This is a genomic window from Cypionkella sp., assembly GCF_030652235.1.
Lineage (GTDB): Bacteria > Pseudomonadota > Alphaproteobacteria > Rhodobacterales > Rhodobacteraceae > Cypionkella.
On sequence record NZ_JAUSBA010000042.1, the window covers coordinates 66,028 to 84,401 of the forward strand.

17 protein-coding genes are annotated in these 18,374 nt (G+C 59.8%); 9 read left to right on the forward strand and 8 right to left on the reverse strand.

Annotated elements, in window-relative coordinates:
- Positions 1 to 25 precede the first annotated feature (25 nt).
- The 5 genes from Q7V03_RS14295 to Q7V03_RS14315 all read right to left on the reverse strand — a co-directional run bounded on the left by Q7V03_RS14295 (position 26) and on the right by Q7V03_RS14315 (position 4,901).
- Complete coding sequence (locus Q7V03_RS14295) at positions 26 to 1,015, reverse strand: Gfo/Idh/MocA family protein (protein ID WP_370651130.1); 990 nt, start codon at positions 1,013 to 1,015, stop codon at positions 26 to 28.
- A 60-nt stretch (positions 1,016 to 1,075) separates the two neighbouring features.
- A complete protein-coding gene (pssA, locus tag Q7V03_RS14300) occupies positions 1,076 to 1,888 on the reverse strand; it encodes a CDP-diacylglycerol--serine O-phosphatidyltransferase (protein ID WP_304926269.1) in 813 nt (270 codons plus the stop codon).
- Positions 1,885 to 2,577, reverse strand: a complete 693-nt coding sequence (locus Q7V03_RS14305) for a phosphatidylserine decarboxylase (protein ID WP_304926270.1) — start codon at positions 2,575 to 2,577, stop codon at positions 1,885 to 1,887. Before Q7V03_RS14305 ends, pssA begins: the two co-directional genes overlap by 4 nt.
- 101 nt (positions 2,578 to 2,678) lie before the next feature.
- On the reverse strand, positions 2,679 to 3,575 hold the full coding sequence (rpoH, locus tag Q7V03_RS14310; RefSeq protein WP_304926271.1) for an RNA polymerase sigma factor RpoH: 897 nt from the start codon (positions 3,573 to 3,575) through the stop codon (positions 2,679 to 2,681).
- 282 nt (positions 3,576 to 3,857) lie between these two features.
- Positions 3,858 to 4,901 carry an RluA family pseudouridine synthase gene (locus Q7V03_RS14315; protein ID WP_304926309.1) on the reverse strand — a complete coding sequence of 348 codons (1,044 nt, stop codon included), beginning with the start codon at positions 4,899 to 4,901 and terminating at the stop codon, positions 3,858 to 3,860.
- A gap of 43 nt (positions 4,902 to 4,944) precedes the next feature.
- Here Q7V03_RS14315 and Q7V03_RS14320 point away from each other — a divergent pair, with 43 nt between their 5' ends.
- The 9 genes from Q7V03_RS14320 to Q7V03_RS14360 all read left to right on the forward strand — a co-directional run bounded on the left by Q7V03_RS14320 (position 4,945) and on the right by Q7V03_RS14360 (position 15,227).
- Positions 4,945 to 5,262, forward strand: coding sequence for a DUF6476 family protein (locus tag Q7V03_RS14320; protein WP_304926272.1), 318 nt, complete (start codon positions 4,945 to 4,947; stop codon positions 5,260 to 5,262).
- Between the two features lie 139 nt (positions 5,263 to 5,401).
- Positions 5,402 to 7,192, forward strand: a complete 1,791-nt coding sequence (locus Q7V03_RS14325; RefSeq protein ID WP_304926273.1) for a response regulator — start codon at positions 5,402 to 5,404, stop codon at positions 7,190 to 7,192.
- Entirely contained in the window at positions 7,182 to 8,615 is a 1,434-nt protein-coding gene (locus Q7V03_RS14330) for an amidase (RefSeq protein ID WP_304926274.1), read from the forward strand. Before Q7V03_RS14325 ends, Q7V03_RS14330 begins: the two co-directional genes overlap by 11 nt.
- A gap of 180 nt (positions 8,616 to 8,795) precedes the next feature.
- The gene (locus tag Q7V03_RS14335; RefSeq protein WP_304926275.1) at positions 8,796 to 9,863 is read left to right on the forward strand and encodes an ABC transporter ATP-binding protein; all 1,068 of its coding nucleotides are present in this window, start codon (positions 8,796 to 8,798) and stop codon (positions 9,861 to 9,863) included.
- The gene (locus Q7V03_RS14340) at positions 9,864 to 10,775 is read left to right on the forward strand and encodes an ABC transporter permease (protein ID WP_304926276.1); all 912 of its coding nucleotides are present in this window, start codon (positions 9,864 to 9,866) and stop codon (positions 10,773 to 10,775) included.
- Positions 10,765 to 11,568 (forward strand): ABC transporter permease, encoded by an 804-nt coding sequence (locus Q7V03_RS14345; protein WP_304926277.1) that lies wholly within the window; start codon positions 10,765 to 10,767, stop codon positions 11,566 to 11,568. The genes Q7V03_RS14340 and Q7V03_RS14345 overlap by 11 nt, the downstream gene beginning before the upstream one ends.
- Positions 11,569 to 11,592: 24 nt before the next feature.
- Positions 11,593 to 12,618 (forward strand): extracellular solute-binding protein, encoded by a 1,026-nt coding sequence (locus tag Q7V03_RS14350; protein ID WP_304926278.1) that lies wholly within the window; start codon positions 11,593 to 11,595, stop codon positions 12,616 to 12,618.
- Positions 12,619 to 12,643: 25 nt separating this feature from the next.
- Positions 12,644 to 13,669 (forward strand): extracellular solute-binding protein, encoded by a 1,026-nt coding sequence (locus Q7V03_RS14355; protein WP_304926279.1) that lies wholly within the window; start codon positions 12,644 to 12,646, stop codon positions 13,667 to 13,669.
- Between the two features lie 139 nt (positions 13,670 to 13,808).
- Positions 13,809 to 15,227 carry an amidase gene (locus tag Q7V03_RS14360; RefSeq protein ID WP_304926280.1) on the forward strand — a complete coding sequence of 473 codons (1,419 nt, stop codon included), beginning with the start codon at positions 13,809 to 13,811 and terminating at the stop codon, positions 15,225 to 15,227.
- Here Q7V03_RS14360 and Q7V03_RS14365 read toward each other — a convergent pair.
- The 3 genes from Q7V03_RS14365 to Q7V03_RS14375 form a co-directional block, all read right to left on the reverse strand.
- Complete coding sequence (locus Q7V03_RS14365; protein WP_304926281.1) at positions 15,222 to 16,187, reverse strand: Stealth CR1 domain-containing protein; 966 nt, start codon at positions 16,185 to 16,187, stop codon at positions 15,222 to 15,224. The two genes, Q7V03_RS14360 and Q7V03_RS14365, sit on opposite strands and share 6 nt — an antisense overlap.
- Positions 16,184 to 17,077: a glycosyltransferase family 2 protein gene (locus Q7V03_RS14370; RefSeq protein ID WP_304926282.1), complete on the reverse strand. Its 894-nt coding sequence runs from the start codon at positions 17,075 to 17,077 to the stop codon at positions 16,184 to 16,186. Before Q7V03_RS14370 ends, Q7V03_RS14365 begins: the two co-directional genes overlap by 4 nt.
- Positions 17,078 to 17,164: 87 nt before the next feature.
- Positions 17,165 to 18,262, reverse strand: a complete 1,098-nt coding sequence (locus Q7V03_RS14375) for an acetoin utilization protein AcuC (protein WP_304926283.1) — start codon at positions 18,260 to 18,262, stop codon at positions 17,165 to 17,167.
- Positions 18,263 to 18,374: the final 112 nt, after the last annotated feature.

The window sequence follows — 18,374 nt, forward strand, 5'->3', positions numbered from 1 at the left end:
TTTAGAGGGAAGGCAGAAACCCGCGTCACAACGTAATTTCGACCCCAACTTTGAACACAGTGTCGATCATCATCTGGGTGCCCTTCACGAATTCCAGCGGGCAAGGGTAGGCCGCGCCCTCGCGCACAGAACGCCCAAACGCCTCCACTTGCAGCACATAATGGTTTGAGGTTGGAAAGCGTTCGGTGATCACCTTGTTGCCATCTTGGTGCAACTCAATCTCGGCAATATCGTTGTAATTGGCGTTGAACGGGCCGCCATCCAACCGGATCATGCCTCGGTCGCCTTGAAACGTCACCACTTGCCGATTGTAAAGCCGCATCGAAGTAATCGAAGAATAGGTGAAGCGGCCGTGCGGGCCGTCCATGATGCCCGACACTTGCGCAAAGGTATCAACGCCATTCTCAAGGATCAGCCGCGCTGCAATATCAACGGGCTCTGATCCGGTGACAAAGCGCGCCGAGCCAAAGGTATAGACGCCGATATCGCGCAATGACCCTCCGCCCGACTCGGGACGGTTGCGGATGTTCTCCATATCGGTCAGGCAATAGGTGAAGGCGGCATCGACGTGGCGCAGTGTGCCGATCTCGCCGGCCTCCAACCATTTTTTGGCCAACTGCCACTGCGGATGATGCACGATCATATAGGCTTCGGCGGCCAGCAAGCCCGAGGCATCGCGGGCGGCGATAATCTGGTCGATCTCAGACGCCTGCATCGCAATCGGCTTTTCGGTCAGCACATGCTTGCCCGCCGCCAGCGCCTTCAGGGTCCATTCGACATGCAGGTGATTTGGCAGCGGCACATACACTGCGTCAATCGTGGGGTCGGCGAGCAGTGCCTCATACGTCGCGTGGATTTTCAAACCTGGGCAAAACGCCTGAAACCCGGCGGCTTTTTCCAGACTGGATGTCGCCAAAGCCGCCAACTCCGCGCCCTTTGCTGCATGAATTGCCGGAGCCATCTGCTCTTTGGCAAAATTCGCCGCTCCCAAAATACCCCAACGCACTGGTTTCATCGTCATTCCCCTTAGTGTTTCGCCGGGAAACTAGCGGGCCTGACATGTTAGCGCAATCGCTTAGGCTTCCGGGGCTGCCTCTTCCGCCGCTTTGCGCGGTTTTTTGATGAAAGTGTACACCAGCGCCGCCAGATATGCACAATCGACGATGACTAAAGTGGTCCAAGGATAGGTCAGCAATGCCGCGACCAGACCAACAAAGGCAAGCAGCACAAAGCTGACATTCTCGGCATAGATCGTCGCGCGCTTGAACGACGGCGTACGAAACCGCCCCACCATGAGCCAGCCCACCAGCGCCATCCACAGCGCCACAAGGCCGTTGGCGTGCGGCTGGCCATCGTCCAAGGCAAAGGCCAGAAACATCGGCAGCATCACCAGCAATGCGCCTGCCGGCGAAGGCACGCCTTGGAAGCTGTTGGAATCATTGTCAGGTTGGCGGTTACCGATATTGAATCGGGCAAGCCGCAGCAGGCAGGCAACGGCGTAGATCAAGCAAGCGATCCAGCCCTCGGCCCGCATGCCTTGCAACGCCCAAAGATAGGTGATCAGCGCCGGAGCGACGCCAAAGTTGACCAGATCACAGAGGCTATCGAGTTCGGCCCCCATATCGGATTCACTTTTCAAAAACCGCGCAAGGCGGCCATCAAGACCGTCCATCACCGCAGCCGCGATGATTAGCGCCACCGCAAGGCCAAACCGCCCCTCAATCGCAAAGCGCACCGCGGTCAGCCCCGCACACAGTGCAGCCACGGTCATAAAATTCGGGATCAACTGCACAATATGCAGCTTTTTGCGCGGCCGCCGACCGATTTTTGCAGGCTGAAGTTCGACTGACTGCGGTTCTGCTGACTGCGGCGCGGCGGGCACCTTCATTCCCGCACGGCCGCGCGGCGCAGCATGTCGCGATCCAACTCGGCAAGAACGGTTTCGCCGGCGACCATGGTTTGACCCAAAGCCACCAGCGGCTCAACGCCATCGGGGAGATAAACATCCAGACGCGAGCCAAAACGGATCAGACCAAAGCGCTCACCCGTGCGCAGCGATTGACCTTCGGACACAAACGGCACGATCCGCCGCGCCACAAGGCCTGCAATCTGCACCACAATCAACTGGCGACCATCGGTAAGTTCCAGCAGTAGCGAGTTGCGCTCGTTATCTTCCGACGCCTTATCCAGCGACGCATTGAGAAATTTACCGGGGCGGTAGGCCATTTTGGCGATGCGTGCGGCAATCGGCGCGCGGTTCACATGGCAGTTGAACACCGACATGAACACCGAAACCCGCGTTAGCGCATCGTTGCCCGCGCCCAGTTCCGGCGGCGGCACCGCGCGTTCGATCAAGCTGACCACGCCATCAGCTGGAGAGACGATCAGGCCACGTCCCTGTGGTACCGAGCGTTTTGGGTCGCGAAAAAAGTAATAGCACCAGACGGTTGCACCAACACCCAGCCAACCCAGGGGATCCCATATCCAAAACAACACCAAGGTGATGACGGCAAAGATGCCGACAAACTTATAGCCTTCGCGGTGCATCGGCTTCAGAAAGGTTTCCAGCATGGTCATAGGGTGGCCCTTTTATGGCGCATCAGTTTGATCCAGCTATCTAGCCTTTGCGCACGCGTGGCGCAACCTTTGGGCGCAAGATACGCCCAAAGGGGTTCGCTTTAAGCCGGGATCACAATGCCCTTGCCGACGGCCAATGACCGCATCCGCTCTTGCAACTTTTCAAAGGCGCGCACTTCGATTTGACGAATACGCTCACGGCTGACGCCATAGATTTCCGACAGTTCTTCCAACGTGATCGGGGTTTCCGACAGGCGGCGCTTCATCAGCACATCTTTTTCCCGATCATTCAGCGCCGACATCGCCTCATGCAGCAGGTCCATCCGAATATCGAATTCGTCGCGCGCCTCGTAATCTCCGGCCTGATCGCTGTCTTCATCTTCCAGCCAATCCTGCCACTGCGTCGTGCCTTCACCGTCCGACCCGACCGTGGCATTCAGCGAAGCATCGCCCCCCGACAAACGGCGGTTCATATCGACAACTTCACGCTCGGACACGTTCAGATCGGTGGCAATTCGGGTGACGTTTTCGGGCCTCAGATCGCCTTCCTCCAACGCGCCGACCTTGGCCTTGGCCTTGCGCAGGTTGAAGAACAGCTTTTTCTGCGCCGAGGTGGTGCCAAGTTTGACCAACGACCACGAGCGCAGAATGTATTCCTGAATGCTGGCCCGAATCCACCACATCGCGTAAGTCGCAAGGCGGAAGCCTTTTTCGGGATCAAACCGCTTGACGGCCTGCATAAGGCCAACATTGGCTTCGGAAATTACCTCAGCCTGCGGCAAACCGTAGCCGCGATAGCCCATGGCGATTTTGGCGGCCAGACGCAGGTGGCTCGTGACCATCCGGTGTGCGGCCGGGCTGTCTTGGTGATCTACCCAGCGCTTGGCCAGCATGTATTCTTCTTCAGGTTCCAGCAGCGGAAATTTGCGGATTTCCTGCATATAGCGATTCAGCCCCTGTTCCGGGCTGGGTGCTGGCAGATTTGCATAGGTGCTCATGTTTGACGCTCCCTCATTGGCCCGGTGCAGTTTCGCCCCCGGGCGGTCGAATTGATATATGCCAGACGCAGACTTCAAGCAGCTGACACATAACTTCCTCAACGAAAGATGGTTCCATTTCCGTCGCAAGGGAAGGTTTGTAACATTCCGGTCACGGGAATGTTAGTGCGCGGACGCACTTTGGTCATCCTCTGCGCTAAAATATCCCCGCCAGAGGCATTCTCGGCAAGCCACAGAAGCCTCCGGCCCGAGTATTTAGCCAATGTGAATGCGCCAAAGGGCTTAGTCTTGGCCCTTACGCAAAGCTGCCAGCAGCCCCTCTAGGTCAGCAGGCAAGGGCGAGGTGAATTCCAGCATCTCGCCCGTCACCGGATGCGCGAAGCCCAAGGTCGCCGCGTGCAGGGCTTGGCGCGGAAAGCTGTTGCCCATTTCCGCCACCTCGGCCCCGAACAGCTTGGGCGAGACTTTTTTCTTGCCGCCATAAGTCTGATCGCCGACCAAGCCGTGGCCCGCGTAGGCCATATGGACGCGGATCTGGTGGGTGCGGCCGGTTTCTAGCCAGCACTCCATCAAAGCCGCGCCCCCCTTGAAATCTTCCATAACCCGCGTGCGCGTAACTGCGTGGCGGCCCGAATTCCAAACCACGGCTTGGCGTTGGCGGTCGGTTTTGTGGCGTTCCAGATGGGTGGCGATTTTTAAGATGCCGCCGGCCTCAAAGGTAATGCCCCTCAGGCCGCGGATGCGCGGATCGTAGGCGGAGGGCACGCCGTTCACCACCGCGATGTAACGGCGGTTGACGGTATGGGCCTCAAACTGCGCAGCAAGCCCATGATGGGCGCGGTCAGATTTGGCGACCACCAACAGGCCCGTGGTATCCTTGTCGATGCGATGCACGATGCCGGGGCGACGCTCGCCACCGATGCCGGACAAGGTATCGCCGCAATGATGCAACAACGCGTTCACCAAAGTGCCCGACGGGGTGCCTGGGGCGGGATGCACCACCATGCCCGCAGGCTTGTCGATCACGATCAGATCGCCGTCTTCCCAGATCACCGACAGCGGAATATCTTCCGGCAGGGTCGCCACATCCACCGCGGGGGCCAGGATCAGCGTGTATTCTTCGCCCGCTTTCACCTTGGTCTTGGGGTTGGTCACCGCCACCCCACCGCGCAAAACATCGCCTTCGTCGATCATCTTCATCAAACGCGATCGTGACAGGGCAGCTTGCTCTGGCACAGCCGCCGCAAGCGCCTTATCAAGACGGGGGGCTGCGTCTGCGCCAATCACGATAATCAGGCGGTTGCCCGCCACATCGCCGTACGCCATTTTTGCGCCATCCACAGCATCTTCGTCTTCATAAGGGCTCACCATGTCTGACACTCCGATCGAGCCGGGCTTGCCGCCCTCGCTGCGCTTGCTGAAAGTTTTGGTGATCGTTCTGATGATCACCATGATTGGCGGTGTCATAACCGTGGTCGGGCTGCTTGTCACCCGTATGCCGAACGCAAACAGCCTACGCCCCACTTTGCCAGCCAGCTTGCAAATGCCCGCCGGAGCCACCGCAGGGGCGATCACCATGGCCCCCGGCTGGATCGGCGTTGTCACCACCGACAACCGCATCCTGATTTTCACGCCACAAGGCACGTTGCAGCAAGAGATCGCTGTTTCGCCAATTCCGGCGCCATAGGCCAAGCTTTGTCTTGACCAGATGCGGTCAGTGATCTCTGCTGAGCCCGATAGAGTTTGGGGATGCCCGCGCGATGAAGATGTTGCGGATTTTAAGGCCGGATACCGATGCTGCTGCGCAGATCAGCACTCAGTTACAGATGCTTACTGCAGTAGAGCCTGCACGACTGATCAGCACATCCACAGCGTTTGGCCTGATGGCGCTATTTCTGCCATCTTGGCTGGTGCTGGCGGCGCTGGGGGTGGATATGACGCTGGAGGGCCTGAACTTCCAACTTTTGCGCGCGCTTGATCCCATCAGCCAAGCGCGACGCTACATTGCCACCGTGGCGACGGTGTTTCTTACCGAGACATCTTACACATTGTGTTGCGTGTTGATCTGGCAGCAGGACACCGAATTTGCCAAAGCAGCGGCGGTGTCCATGCTCAGCATGACGTTGTTTCAACTAAGCACGGTGCGGGCGATCCATATGCCCTTCGGTATTGCAGGTTTGACTGCGGCCACGCTGACAGCTTTGATTGGCAACGGATTTTACTGGCTCGAGAAACAGGATTGGCTGGGCTTTGCAGCCTCGTCCATAGCCCTGCTGGCCGCCGTCGCTTATGGCTTGGGGGCAATGCGATCCAATCATGCGCTGCATCGGGAAATCAGCAGTCGCGGCATCAGGGCGGATGCCGCCAACCGCGCCAAGGGCCGGTTTCTGGCGCAGATGAGTCATGAATTGCGCACCCCGCTCAACGCCATTGTCGGCATGGGCGAGGCCGAACTGCTGCACACGCCCAGCCCTGCCACGAAGGCGCGGATGGACACGCTGGTCAGCTCGGCGATGGATCTGGCGGCCATCCTCGATGATGTTTTGCAAATGGCTGCGATTGAAGAAAACCAACTGCCGCTTCGCCCGATTATCGCCAGACCGAAAGAGGTGGTCGAAGCAACGGTTGCGCTATTCCAGCCGGTCTTTGCCAAAGCCGGGCTTTGGCTGCGGCTGGAGTTTACCGCCTATCGCCTACCCGATGGCCGCCCTGCCCCAGATCTGCCAGAAACCGCCGAGTTTGATCCGCAGCGCTTGCGGCAATGCCTGTCAAACCTTCTGTCCAATGCGTTGAAATTCACCGCGACCGGCGGTGCGACGTTGCGGGTCAGCTACCGCGCACAACCTTTGCCCCGCGCGAGCCAAGTCATTGGCGATCAGTTGCAGATTGATGTCTCTGACACCGGCAAGGGCATCCCCGCGCATGAAAAAGGCCTTGTGTTCCAACCCTTCCAGCGCGGCGCGGGTGCGTATAGCGGCACCGGCCTCGGGCTGGCGATCAGTCGCAGCATCGCCCAGCAGATGCAGGGTGATCTGGTGCATTTGCCCAGCCAGATCGGCGCGCTGTTCCGGCTCAGCGTGATGATCCGCCCGGTTATAACGCCCGCGCACTTGCCCGCACATGCGGCCAATTTGTCCGGGCACCGGATCTTGGTGGTCGATGACATTGCCACCAACCGCTTGGTTGCCGCGACCTATCTGCGCGGTATGCAAGTCTGTGTCGACGAGGTGGAAAGCGGTGCAGCTGCTCTGCAAGCCATCACCGCACAGCGCCCCGATCTGGTGCTGCTGGATCTGCATATGCCCGGCCTGTCCGGGCTTGAAACTATGGCCGCGATCCGCGCCCTGCCGGGGCCGCATTTGCCGGTGGTAGCGATGACGGCGGATGCCTCTGCCGCCGACCGCGCGCTGTATCTCTCTGCCGGCTTGGACGGCTATCTGACCAAACCATTGACGATGGAGGCGCTGCGCGTCGGCCTTGCCAAACATCTGACGCGCCCTGCTCCCTTGCCCCAGCGGCCGCCTGACTGCGACATTGCTGGCCATACGGGACTGGACGCCACCGCTTTGACGGCGTCAACTGTGCCAAACAAGCAGGAGAATCGGGATGATAGGTGATCTGGGCGCACGCGACGCCACCGAACTGGCGGGGATGGTGGCATCAGGGCAGGTCACGCCGACCGAACTGCTCGATGCAGCCCTTGCGGCGGTCGAGGCCCGCAACCCCGCGATCAACGCCGTGGTGCTGGTGCAAGAAGCCGCCGCCCGCCGCGCCATAGCCGATGGTCTGCCGCGCGGGCCATTCCGGGGCGTGCCGTTCCTGCTGAAAGACCTCGGCTGCGAGGCGGTCGATTTCCCCGGCCACAACGGTTCGCGTCTGCTGATGAACACCAGCTACGCCCGCGATTCCGCGATCTGGCAGCGTATTCGGGCCACAGGCGTGGTCAACTTTGGCCGCACCACCAGTCCGGAAGGTGGCGTTGGCACCGTCACCGAAGCCGCCGTTTACGGTGGCCCAACCCGCAACCCGTGGAATCTGGATCACACGTCCGGCGGCTCATCCGGTGGCGCAGGTGCTGCGGTGGCGGCGGGGATCGTCGCCTTCGCGCATGGCTCAGACGGCGGTGGTTCAGTGCGCATCCCGGCAGCATCCTGCGGGCTGTTCGGCTTCAAATCCACCCGCGCCCGCCTCCCCGATGGCCCCTATTCTGGTGAAGGCTGGGCGGGCATGGCGATTGACGGCTTTCTGACGCGGTCGGTGCGCGACACCGCGATCATGCTGGATGCCTGTGAAGGCCCCGATCTGGGCGCGCCCTATGTCGCCCCACCGCTGGATCACGGCCATGCGAGCGCCATCAGCCGCCCGCCGCGCCGCCTGCGGGTGGCTCTCTGCGATACTACATTTACCGGCGAAGCGATTGATCCAGAAGTGGCGCAGGCCGTGCGCGACACCGCAAAACTGCTGGAAAGCCTCGGCCATCACGTCGAACCCGGTCGCCCCAGTGCGGATGTCGAGATGATGATGCGGGCGTGGACGGATATCGTTGGCGTTGGCACCGCCCTTTCGATCCAGAAGGCCCTTAACGGACGCCCGCTCACCCCCGATCTGGTCGAAGGCATCGGCCGCTCTGCCGTCACCTACGCTGCCACCCTACCCCCCACTCGCTATTTGGAAGCCGTCGGTGAAATCCATGCCTTCGGTCGCCAGATGGCCGCATACTTTGCCAGTGGCCCCGATATCCTGCTGTCTGCCACCCTCGCCGAGCCACCCGCCAAGGTAGGCCGCTATCATCACAACCGCGACGACTATGTGAACTACCGCATCGGCCCCGGCGGTATCTTTTCCTACTCGCCATTCTGCGCCGTGTTCAACGCCAGCGGACAGCCTGCCGCCTCGCTGCCATTAGGCCAATCTGCGGCAGGCTTGCCCATCGGTATCCATCTGGCGGCACCCTATGGGAACGATGAAGAATTGATCTCTCTCTGCGCTGAAATCGAATCTGCATCCGCCTGGGCCGCCCGCCGCGCCGCAATGGCTTAAACCACGCCTAAGCACTGCCAAGCCTAAGCCTTTGCGCGTGTTATCATCTTGCCGCGCGCTTAGGCATTTGTACAACTTAAGCGGCAACTGCCTAGTCTTTCGGCACATAAGGCGAAGTTTATGTTGCGCCCGGGCTTGCCCGCGGCACAATATGATCAAAATCAACGGGAGCGAGTCACCTTGAGCCAAACCAACGCCGTCGAGGCCCGAAATGCCGTCAAAGCATTCGGACAGGGCGACAACGCCGTCCGCGCACTGAACGATGTGTCTGTCGAAATCCGCAAGGGTGAATTCTTTACCCTGCTTGGACCATCGGGCTGTGGCAAGACCACTCTTTTACGTCTGATCGCAGGGTTTGAGATGCCAACCTCGGGCACCATCCTGCTCGATGGCCAAGACATCACCTACCTGCCGCCAAACAAGCGCCCGGTGAACACGGTATTTCAATCCTACGCTCTGTTCCCGCATCTGACCGTTGCTCAGAACATCGGCTTCGGTTTGGAAATGCAGGGCCGCCCGCGCGCCGAGGTCAAGGCCACAGTGGACCGCATGCTAGCGCTGGTGAAGCTGGAGGAGTTGGCCTCGCGCAAAACCTCGCAGCTTTCCGGTGGCCAGCAACAAAGGGTGGCCTTGGCGCGGGCTTTGGCCCCGGCGCCGAAAGTGCTGCTGCTGGACGAGCCGCTCTCTGCGCTCGATTTGAAATTGCGCCGCGAGATGCAGGGCGAACTCAAACGCCTGCAAACCGAAACAGGCATCACCTTTATCTTCGTGACCCACGATCAGGAAGAAGCCCTAACGATGTCCGACCGCATCGGCGTCATGTCAGCGGGCAAGCTGCAACAGGTTGGCACGCCGCGTGAAATCTACACCCGCCCGCTGAACCGGTTTGTTGCAAGCTTCATCGGCGAGACCAACTTCATGCCCGCCACCTCGGACGGCACCACTTTGACGCTGGCGGGCGGCTACCAAATGCCCGCCCCGGTCTTGACCAAGTCCGGCACTGTGACCGTCACCGTTCGCCCCGAACAGGTGAAACTTTCGCCCACAGCCGAGCCCGGCACCCTGCCCGCCACCGTGCGTGGCGTGGTCTATATGGGCACCGATATGAACTACCAACTGCATCTCGCCGATGGCACCGAGATAGAGGCTTGCGTGGTATCTGACGTGACAGGTGAGGCCGCACTGCAAGCAGGCCAAACCGTGGGCGTCACGTTTACCCCCGGCTCCGCCCAAGTGCTGGAGGATTGAATGAGCGCCGCTGAAAAAGCCCAAGCCGCGCAATCCACCCGCAACGGCTGGTTGCTCTCGACCCCGGCGCTTGTGATCCTGACGCTGTTCGCCGTTGGCCCCTTGATGATCGTGGTGGTGTATTCCTTCCTGGCCCCCGGCCAATACGGCAATGTCGAATGGCAATTCTCGCTGGACGGTTGGCGCGGCATCCTGTGGACCAAGGACATCTTTGACGACACCTATGGCCTTGCCGATGCCAATATCAGCATCTTTTGGCGCTCGATCAAACTGTCGGTGCTGACCACCGTTCTGACCTTTGCCGTGGGCTTTCCGACAGCATGGTTCATCGCCACCCGCCCGCAGAAATCCCGCGCCCTGTGGCTGTTTCTGATAACCATTCCGTTCTGGACCAACCTGTTGATCCGCACCTACGCGATCAATGAAGTGATCCGCAACGAAGGTCTCATGAACACCGTGTTGCTGAAACTCGGCGCGATCTCGGAGCCGATCCGGCTGATCTACACCGACACCGCCGTGTTCATCGGCATGGCTTATGTCTATCTGCCGCTGATGGTGTTGCCGTTGTTCGCAGCCATCGACCGATTTGACATGAGGCTGTTGGAGGCGGGCTACGACCTTTACGCCAGCCGCATGCAGGTGCTGCGGCGCGTGATCCTGCCCATCGTGAAACCCGGTATCATCGCCGGATCAATCCTCGTGTTCGTGCCCTCCTTGGGCGCATACGTCACCCCGCGCGTGCTGGGTGGCGGCAAGCAGATGATGATCGGCAACTTTATTGATCTGCAATTTGGTCAGGGCCGCAACTGGCCGCTGGGCGCGGCTTTGTCGCTGACGCTGCTGGTGATCGTGACGGCCGCCCTGCTGATCTATGTGAAATACGCCAACCGGGATGTATCCAATGGCCACTAAAACCTTCTCCGTCGCCAAACTTCCCGGCTTCACCACCACCGCCATTATCGTCTTCATCGCACTGTATTTGCCAATCCTGACGCTGGTGGCCTATTCCTTCAACGCCAGCCAATCGGTCGCGGTGTGGGGCGGATTTTCTTGGGATTGGTACGTCAAGGCGTGGAACAACGACGCCGTCAAAGACGCTACCGTGCGATCCTTGCTGATCGCGGTCTGTGCGGCGGTGATCTCCACCGCTGTCGCCACCATGGCCGCCTTGGGAACCACACGGCGCAAGGCGTTCAAAGGCCAGACCTTCATCTATGTGATGATCAACCAACCCCTGATGGTGCCGGAAATCGTCACCGCCGTGTCCTTGTTAATCCTGTTCGGCATGGTGAAACAGGCCACCGGCATCCAAGGCATCGGCTATGTGATCTTCGCACACGCCGCATTCTGCATCCCCTTTGCCTATCTGCCAATCCGCGCCCGTCTTGAAGGCATGGATATGACGCTGGAAACTGCTGCGGCCGATCTTTACGCAACGCCATGGCAAACCTTCCGCCATGTCACTCTGCCGATCCTGCTGCCCGGCGTGATCGCGGGCGCGATGCTGGCTTTCGTGATCAGCCTTGATGATGTGGTGATCACCGAGTTCACTAAATCGGGCGGCCAAGACACTTTGCCCACCTATATGCTCGGCCAGATGCGCCGCCAGTTGACGCCAGAAATCAATGCGATTTCCTCGATGCTGCTGGCGCTGACCATCGTGCTGCTGACCGCCTTTTTCTTGCTCACCCGCAAAAACGATTAACCTTAACCATCGGAGCCTCGCCGTATGAAAAAGTCCGCTCTTGCTATCGCCCTTTCGCTGACCACCGCCCTGCCTGCCCTCGCCGAAGGCCAGTTGAACCTGTTCAACTGGGGCGACTACACCTCTCCCGAACTGCTGGAAAAGTTCGAAAAAGAGACGGGTATCAAGGTGACCGTCACCGATTACGACAGCAATGATACAGCTTTGGCCAAGGTTTCGGTGGGTGGCGGCGGCTATGATCTGGTGGTGCCTTCGGCGCATTTCGTGCAGATTTATGTCGAAAAGGGCCTGATCCAAAAGCTGGATCTGACCAAACTGCCACACCACGGCAACATCGCGCCGGAATGGATGGATGTGGAATGGGACAAGGGCCGCAACTATACGATTCCCTGGCAATGGGGCACCACCGGGGTTTCGGTAGATACCTCGGTCTATAAAGGCGATCCCAACACCTCGGAAATTTTCCTGAACCCGCCGGATGAGTTGAAGGGCAAGATCAACGTCGTTCCTGAAATGAACGAAGTCGTCGGCCTTGCGGTGATGTGGGCGGGCGGCAAGCCCTGCACCGAGGATGTCGCAGTGCTGAAAAAAGCCCATGATGCGCTGATCAATGCGCGGCAATACTGGATCTCGATGGATTACGGCACCACCGAACGCATGGCCAACGGCGATTGGGCGGCATCGGTAAACTGGTCGGGTGAAACCTTCCGCGCACGGCTGAAAAACCCTAATGTGGTCTATGGCTATCCGAAAGAGGGCTATCCTTTGTGGATGGACTCGGTGGCACTTCTGACCGAAGCTCAGAACGTGGATGAAGCCTATAAATTCCTCGACTTCATCAGCCTGCCGGAAAATGCCGCGCTGATTTCTGCCTTCGCGCGTTATCCTAACGGCATCACGGGCTCGGCAGAATTTATGCCGCCCGACATGGCAACCGCACCAGAAGTCAACATTCCGGCCGAGGTCAAGGCCGCTGGGCATTTCATGCCAGCCTGCTCTGGCAAGGCGCTGGAATACATGACGGCGATCTGGACCGATTTGCAGAAATAACCACAAGAAACCAAGGGAGACGACTATGAATAAATTGTTCTCGGCCACGCTGCTTTTACTTGCCAGCACCTCGCTGGCATCCGCCGAAGGCACGCTGCAACTGTTCAACTGGGGCAACTACACCTCTCCCGAACTGCTTGCAAAGTTTGAAAAAGAAACCGGCATCAAGGTTACGGTCACCGATTACGACAGCAACGACGCGGCCTTGGCCAAAGTCGAAGCTGGTGGTTCGGGCTTCGATTTGGTGGTGCCTTCCGCCAACTATGTGCAGATCTGGGCCGAAAAAGGCCTGATCGTGCCACTGGATGACAGCAAACTTCCGCACAAGGGCAATATCGCACCCGAGTGGAAAGACGTGGCTTGGGACAAAGGCCGCGTTTACACCGTGCCATGGCAGTGGGGCTCGACGGGCGTTGCGGTCAACACCAAGGTTTACGGCGGCGATATCAACACTTCAGACATTTTCCTGAATGTGCCGCCGGAACTGGTCGGCAAGATCAACGTGGTTCCCGAAATGAACGACGTGGTCAACCTCGCGATCATGTGGGCAGGCGGTCAGCCCTGCACCGAAGACACCGCCGTGTTGAAAAAGGTGCGTGATGCGCTGGTTGCAGCCAAGCCAAACTGGATTTCGATGGATTACGGGGCCACCGAAAAATTGTCGAACAATGATTGGGCGGCAAGCGTGAACTGGAATGGCTCGACCATGCGGGCACGTCTGGCCAACCCGGATGTCAAATATGGCTATCCGAAGGAAGGCTATGTGCTGTGGATGGATTCGGTCGGCCTGTTGAAAGACGCGCAGAACGTCGAAGAAGCCTACAAGTTCATCGACTTCATCATGCTACCGGAAAATGCCGCGATGATTTCCGGCTTCGCGCGCTATGCCAACGGTATTGCCGGTTCGGATGCGTTCATGCCTGAAGACATGAAAACCGCGCCGGAAGTGGTGATCCCCGAGGAGTTCAAGGCGGCTGGACACTTCCTGCCGACCTGTTCGGCTAAGGCGCAGGAATACATGACCGCAATCTGGACCGAACTTCAGAAGTAACCCGTCGGATCTGAGTGCGATGCGGGGGTGAACAATCCCCGCATCCTTATATTAAGCGCTTGCACGCAAGAATGGAGAGGGCTTTCCGCCCCCTCCAAACCTTCCCCAGCATATCGCCTTGGGGTGGTAGAGCCAGAGGATGACCCAATTGGCATTGCATGAATTGTCAGCCTCCGAGCTGTCGCGGTTGATCGCTGCCCGCAAGGTGGCCCCCTCTGAAGTAATGGCAGCACACCTCGACCAGATCGCAGCGCTTAATCCTGCGCTGAACGCGGTGATTTCGTTGCGGGATCGCGATGAATTGCTGGCCGAGGCTACGCGCGCAGATGATTCTGCCCCCACAGGCTGGCTGCACGGCCTGCCGCTGGCGGTGAAAGATCTCTGCGCCACCAAGGGCTTGCGCACCACCTATGGCTCACCTTTGTTTGCCGATTTCATCCCCGCAAAGGATGATCTACTGGCCGCCCGCATGCGCGCGGCAGGGGCGATCTTCATCGGCAAAACAAACACGCCGGAATGGGGCCATGGCAGCCATTCCTTCAACCCGGTGCATGGCGTTACCCGAAATCCCTATGATCTGGCGGTGACGGCGGGCGGTTCTTCGGGCGGGGCCGCCGCAGCACTGGCCGCGCGGCTGGTGCCAGTGGCGGATGGCTCGGACATGATGGGATCTTTGCGCAACCCAGCGGCGTTCTGCAATGTCTATGGCTTTCGGCCCTCATGGGGTCTGGTGCCCGGTGATGCCGAGGGCGACACCCATCTGGCCACCCTCGCCACCGAAGGCCCGATGGCACGCACCGTCGAGGATGTGGCGAACCTGCTGACGGTGCAGGCCGGGGTTAACCCGGAAGTGCCATTTGGCCGCACAGGCAGCAATTTCGCCAGCCAGCTTGCCACCGACCTGCGCTGCAAACGCATAGCTTGGCTCGGCGATTGGGGTGGTGCGTATCAATTCGAGCCAGGGATTCTCGACCTTTGCGAAGCCGGCCTGCGCGTGTTCACTGATCAGGGTGCCAAGGTCGAAGCCATCGCCGCCCCCTTCCCGGCTGAGAAACTGTGGCAGGCGTGGACCACCCTGCGCGCCATGCTGAACGCGGGTGGCATGAAGCCACTTTACGACGATCCGGCCATGCGCCTGCAGTTGAAACCCGAAACCATCTGGGAAATCGAGCAGGGCCGCGGCCTGACGGCGCAGGCGGTCTATGAAGCCAGCACGATCCGCAGCCGCTACTATGCCCATATTGCGCGGCTCTTTAGCAAATATGACGCAGTTATTCTGCCAACCGCGCAAGTCTGGCCGTTTCCGGTGGAAACCCGCTGGCCACAAAGCATCAACGGCCATGCGATGGACACTTATCACCGCTGGATGGAAGTGGTGATCCCGGTCAGCCTGATCGGCCTGCCCGCGCTCAACGTGCCGGTGGGGTTTGGTGCCAGTGGCCTGCCGATGGGGATGCAGATTGCGGGGCCGGTGGGGGCGGATGACAAGATTTTGGCGATCGGCCAAGCCTATCATTTGGCCACCGACTGGCCCGGCAAACGCCCGCCTGCACTATAGTATCCGCCGCCGCAGGAATTCCAGAATATCCGCCTGCACCTGCGACGATGCCTGATCCAGACTGTTGACGCAGATGAACAAAGCATCCTCGCGCGCCTCGGCTTCAGCGATCTTTTCACGCACCCGCGCGGGCTTATCCACATCCGCGCGGAAATAGACGGTGTTATCCGAGGCCGCGATGGTCGCCGTCCCCGCCGCCAATTCCAGATGATTGGCCAAACTCGCCGGGTTAAACTGACTGCCATGCCGAAAGCGCGGCGCCATATTCGCCTCAATTACACCCGGATGTGCCGCCTCAAACCGCTGGAAGGTCGAGCAGCGCAAGGGATGCGGCGTGTGGCCAATGCTGAAAAACCGCCCCCCCCCGCCGACCAGCCGCGCCGCGCGCAACTGTTGCAACTTAAACCCCACCGGCTGCCAATTCTTGCCCCGGCGTTTCAGCCGACCCAGCGCCAGTTGCAACCATGGTACCAAACCATAGGCCCGCGTCATCCAATGGCCGCGCAGCACAGGCCCGATATCGGTAAAGAAATCCGCAGGCTGCACTGGGCGGATCAAGAAAAAATCATCGTTCAGATAGATATAACGCTCCGCCAGATCGGGGATGCGAAAGAGCGCCGTCTCAATCGTGCGGCCCGAGAAAATCGGCAACAAATTCTCATGCCCGCGATAGATCACCGAGTGATCAACAATCTTGATCCGTTCGCACATCGCCGGGTCAGCCCACAGCTCTTGCACCACGCGCGGCACTTGCCCGTCGGTTACGATGTGAACACAGCGCAACCACGGCGCAAATTTCAACAAGGCCCTGAGGCTAAACCGAATCTCATCCCGGCTGGCAAAGCGCGTGGCTTCCACGCCCGCAGCGCCAAACCCCGGATCATAGGCACGGCGCTTGGCCAGATGCGCAGGGTCTTCACCATCGACCCATGTCAGCACCGCATCAATCGGCTGGCTCACAGCACCGCCCTCAGCCGCTCCGGTATAGTCACCACCGGCGGCCCCGGCAGTTTGGCGGGCTTATTCCACGCCAAGGGCCTGCGCACCCAAGTCATGCGCCGCCGGGCACCGTCAAACAAAGGCTCACCTTCCACCGCAGTCGCCGCTTCCACCATGCGAAACAGCACTTCGCGGCGCTGCATGTGCGGGCCCCAGCCTGCCGCGATCAGGTTGGGATCATTCGCTCGCCCCATCGCGGTCTCATAATCAATCATACCGAAATGGAACATAAACAGGTCCGGATGAATGTGGAAATTCCGCCGCTTTACCCGGTGCAGACCCGCGCCCCATGTTACAGGTTTGAACGCCAGAACCGGCTTGGTATAGGCATTTGACACCACGGCCACGCTGCGCTGCGCCAGAAACGGCTGCGACGGATCAATCGCAGGTTCCGATTTCAAGTCCTGCACCACATCCAACCCCAGCCCCGACAGAGTCGAGGTCCGCGCCTGATGACCCTGAATGAACGCGTTCAGGCTGGCGTGCCGCGCGGGGTCCGCCACCAAAAACTCATCGACATCGGTGGCGATCACCGCATCGTAATCATAGCGCCACAGCGTGCGGGCCAGATCGGAAATAGCGCGCGAACGGTTATGCTCCATCACCACCCGCCGCATCGGGGTGTTGCTGATTTCCGCCGCCCAATCGCGGTGACGCAGATGCAGAAAGTTCACGCCCTCAAAGCCCTGCGGGATCGTCTCATCCAGCCCATCGATGATCACGAACAGCGATTGCCGCCCGAAATTGCCGCCGTAATAGTCGATCCATTTGCGCAGAAAAATCCGGTCATTGCGCACCGTGGTGATGCAGGCGACCTTCATACGCAGGGCGGACACAGGGTTTTCTGACACGGGTTTCTCCGGCTAAAGCTAGGCTTGGCTTTAGCGTAAGGCCAGACAAACCGCAACTTGAGGCACCCACCAGCTGCGAAACCCTGCTTAAGCCCGCGCCAAAACCGCCATCCGCGCGCGCAACTCATCGCGGATGCCCCCTTCGCGTGGCGCATCCCGCAAAGTCGTCAGCAGCGCGGGCGCAGGCAAAGCCCGCCCGCCGCCACCCCAACTTAAAGCCCGCAACACCGACTGCGCCGCCTCGGGCAACAGATCGGGCACCGCTCGCCCAGACAACTCCGCCCAGAGCAGTGTCCAGCACCGCGCCACCGACCACGGATTATAGCCGCCACCCCCCAGCAGCATCAACCGAGGTGCCATCGGCCTGATCGCCCTCAACGCCTCGACGTAAGAGTTGTTCGACAAAGCCAAGCGCGACAACGGGTCCTCCCGCAATGCATCCGCCCCGGCTTGCAGCACGATCACCTGCGGCCCAAACGCCTGCAATCGCGGCAAAATCATCTCCTGCAGAACCAGCCGCGCCTCAGAGTCATTGTACTGCGCAGGCACTGGCAGATTGACGCAATTCCCCCCAGCCACCCCCAAAGCTCCGGTAAACGGCCATCGCGCTTCCTCATGCACCGAGATCAGCAGCACCTCTGGCACGCCCGCAAAGGCAAATTCCACCCCATCGCAATGATGCGCGTCCAGATCAACATAGGCCACCCGCAGCCCCATCCGCCGCAACGCCATGATCGCCAGCACCGGATCGTTCAGATAGCAAAACCCGTTGGCACGGTCAGGCAGCCCGTGATGGGTGCCACCGCCCGGCACATGCACCGCACCACCCGCAGCCAACAACTCCGACGCCAGCAACACCCCGCCCGCCCCCGTCGCCGGACGGCGGTAAATCTGCGGAAAGACCGGATTGGACAGGGTGCCAAGGTGATGCCGCGCCATCGCCGCAGCTGCGATCTCGCCCGCCTCTGCCGCTTTCAAGGCCGCGATATATTCCGCCGTGTGAAACGCCAAAAGCGCCGCTGGCTTGGCACATGGGCTGGTCCGATAGCAGCCCTCCAGCCACCCCAAAGCCCGCGCCAAATCCATCACCGTAGACACCCTTGGCACCCGCAACGGATGCCCACCGCCATAGCTGGAACCGCGATAAATCTCTGATCCGATGAACAATGCGGCAGTCACTGCCATTTCCGCCCTTTTGCCCGCCGCTACCGAACTGTAACGCTTTTGTAACAGATTTTGACTGAACAACCCTTTGCAATACTATGCAAATCTTAACCAATATGCGATAGGTGCTCTT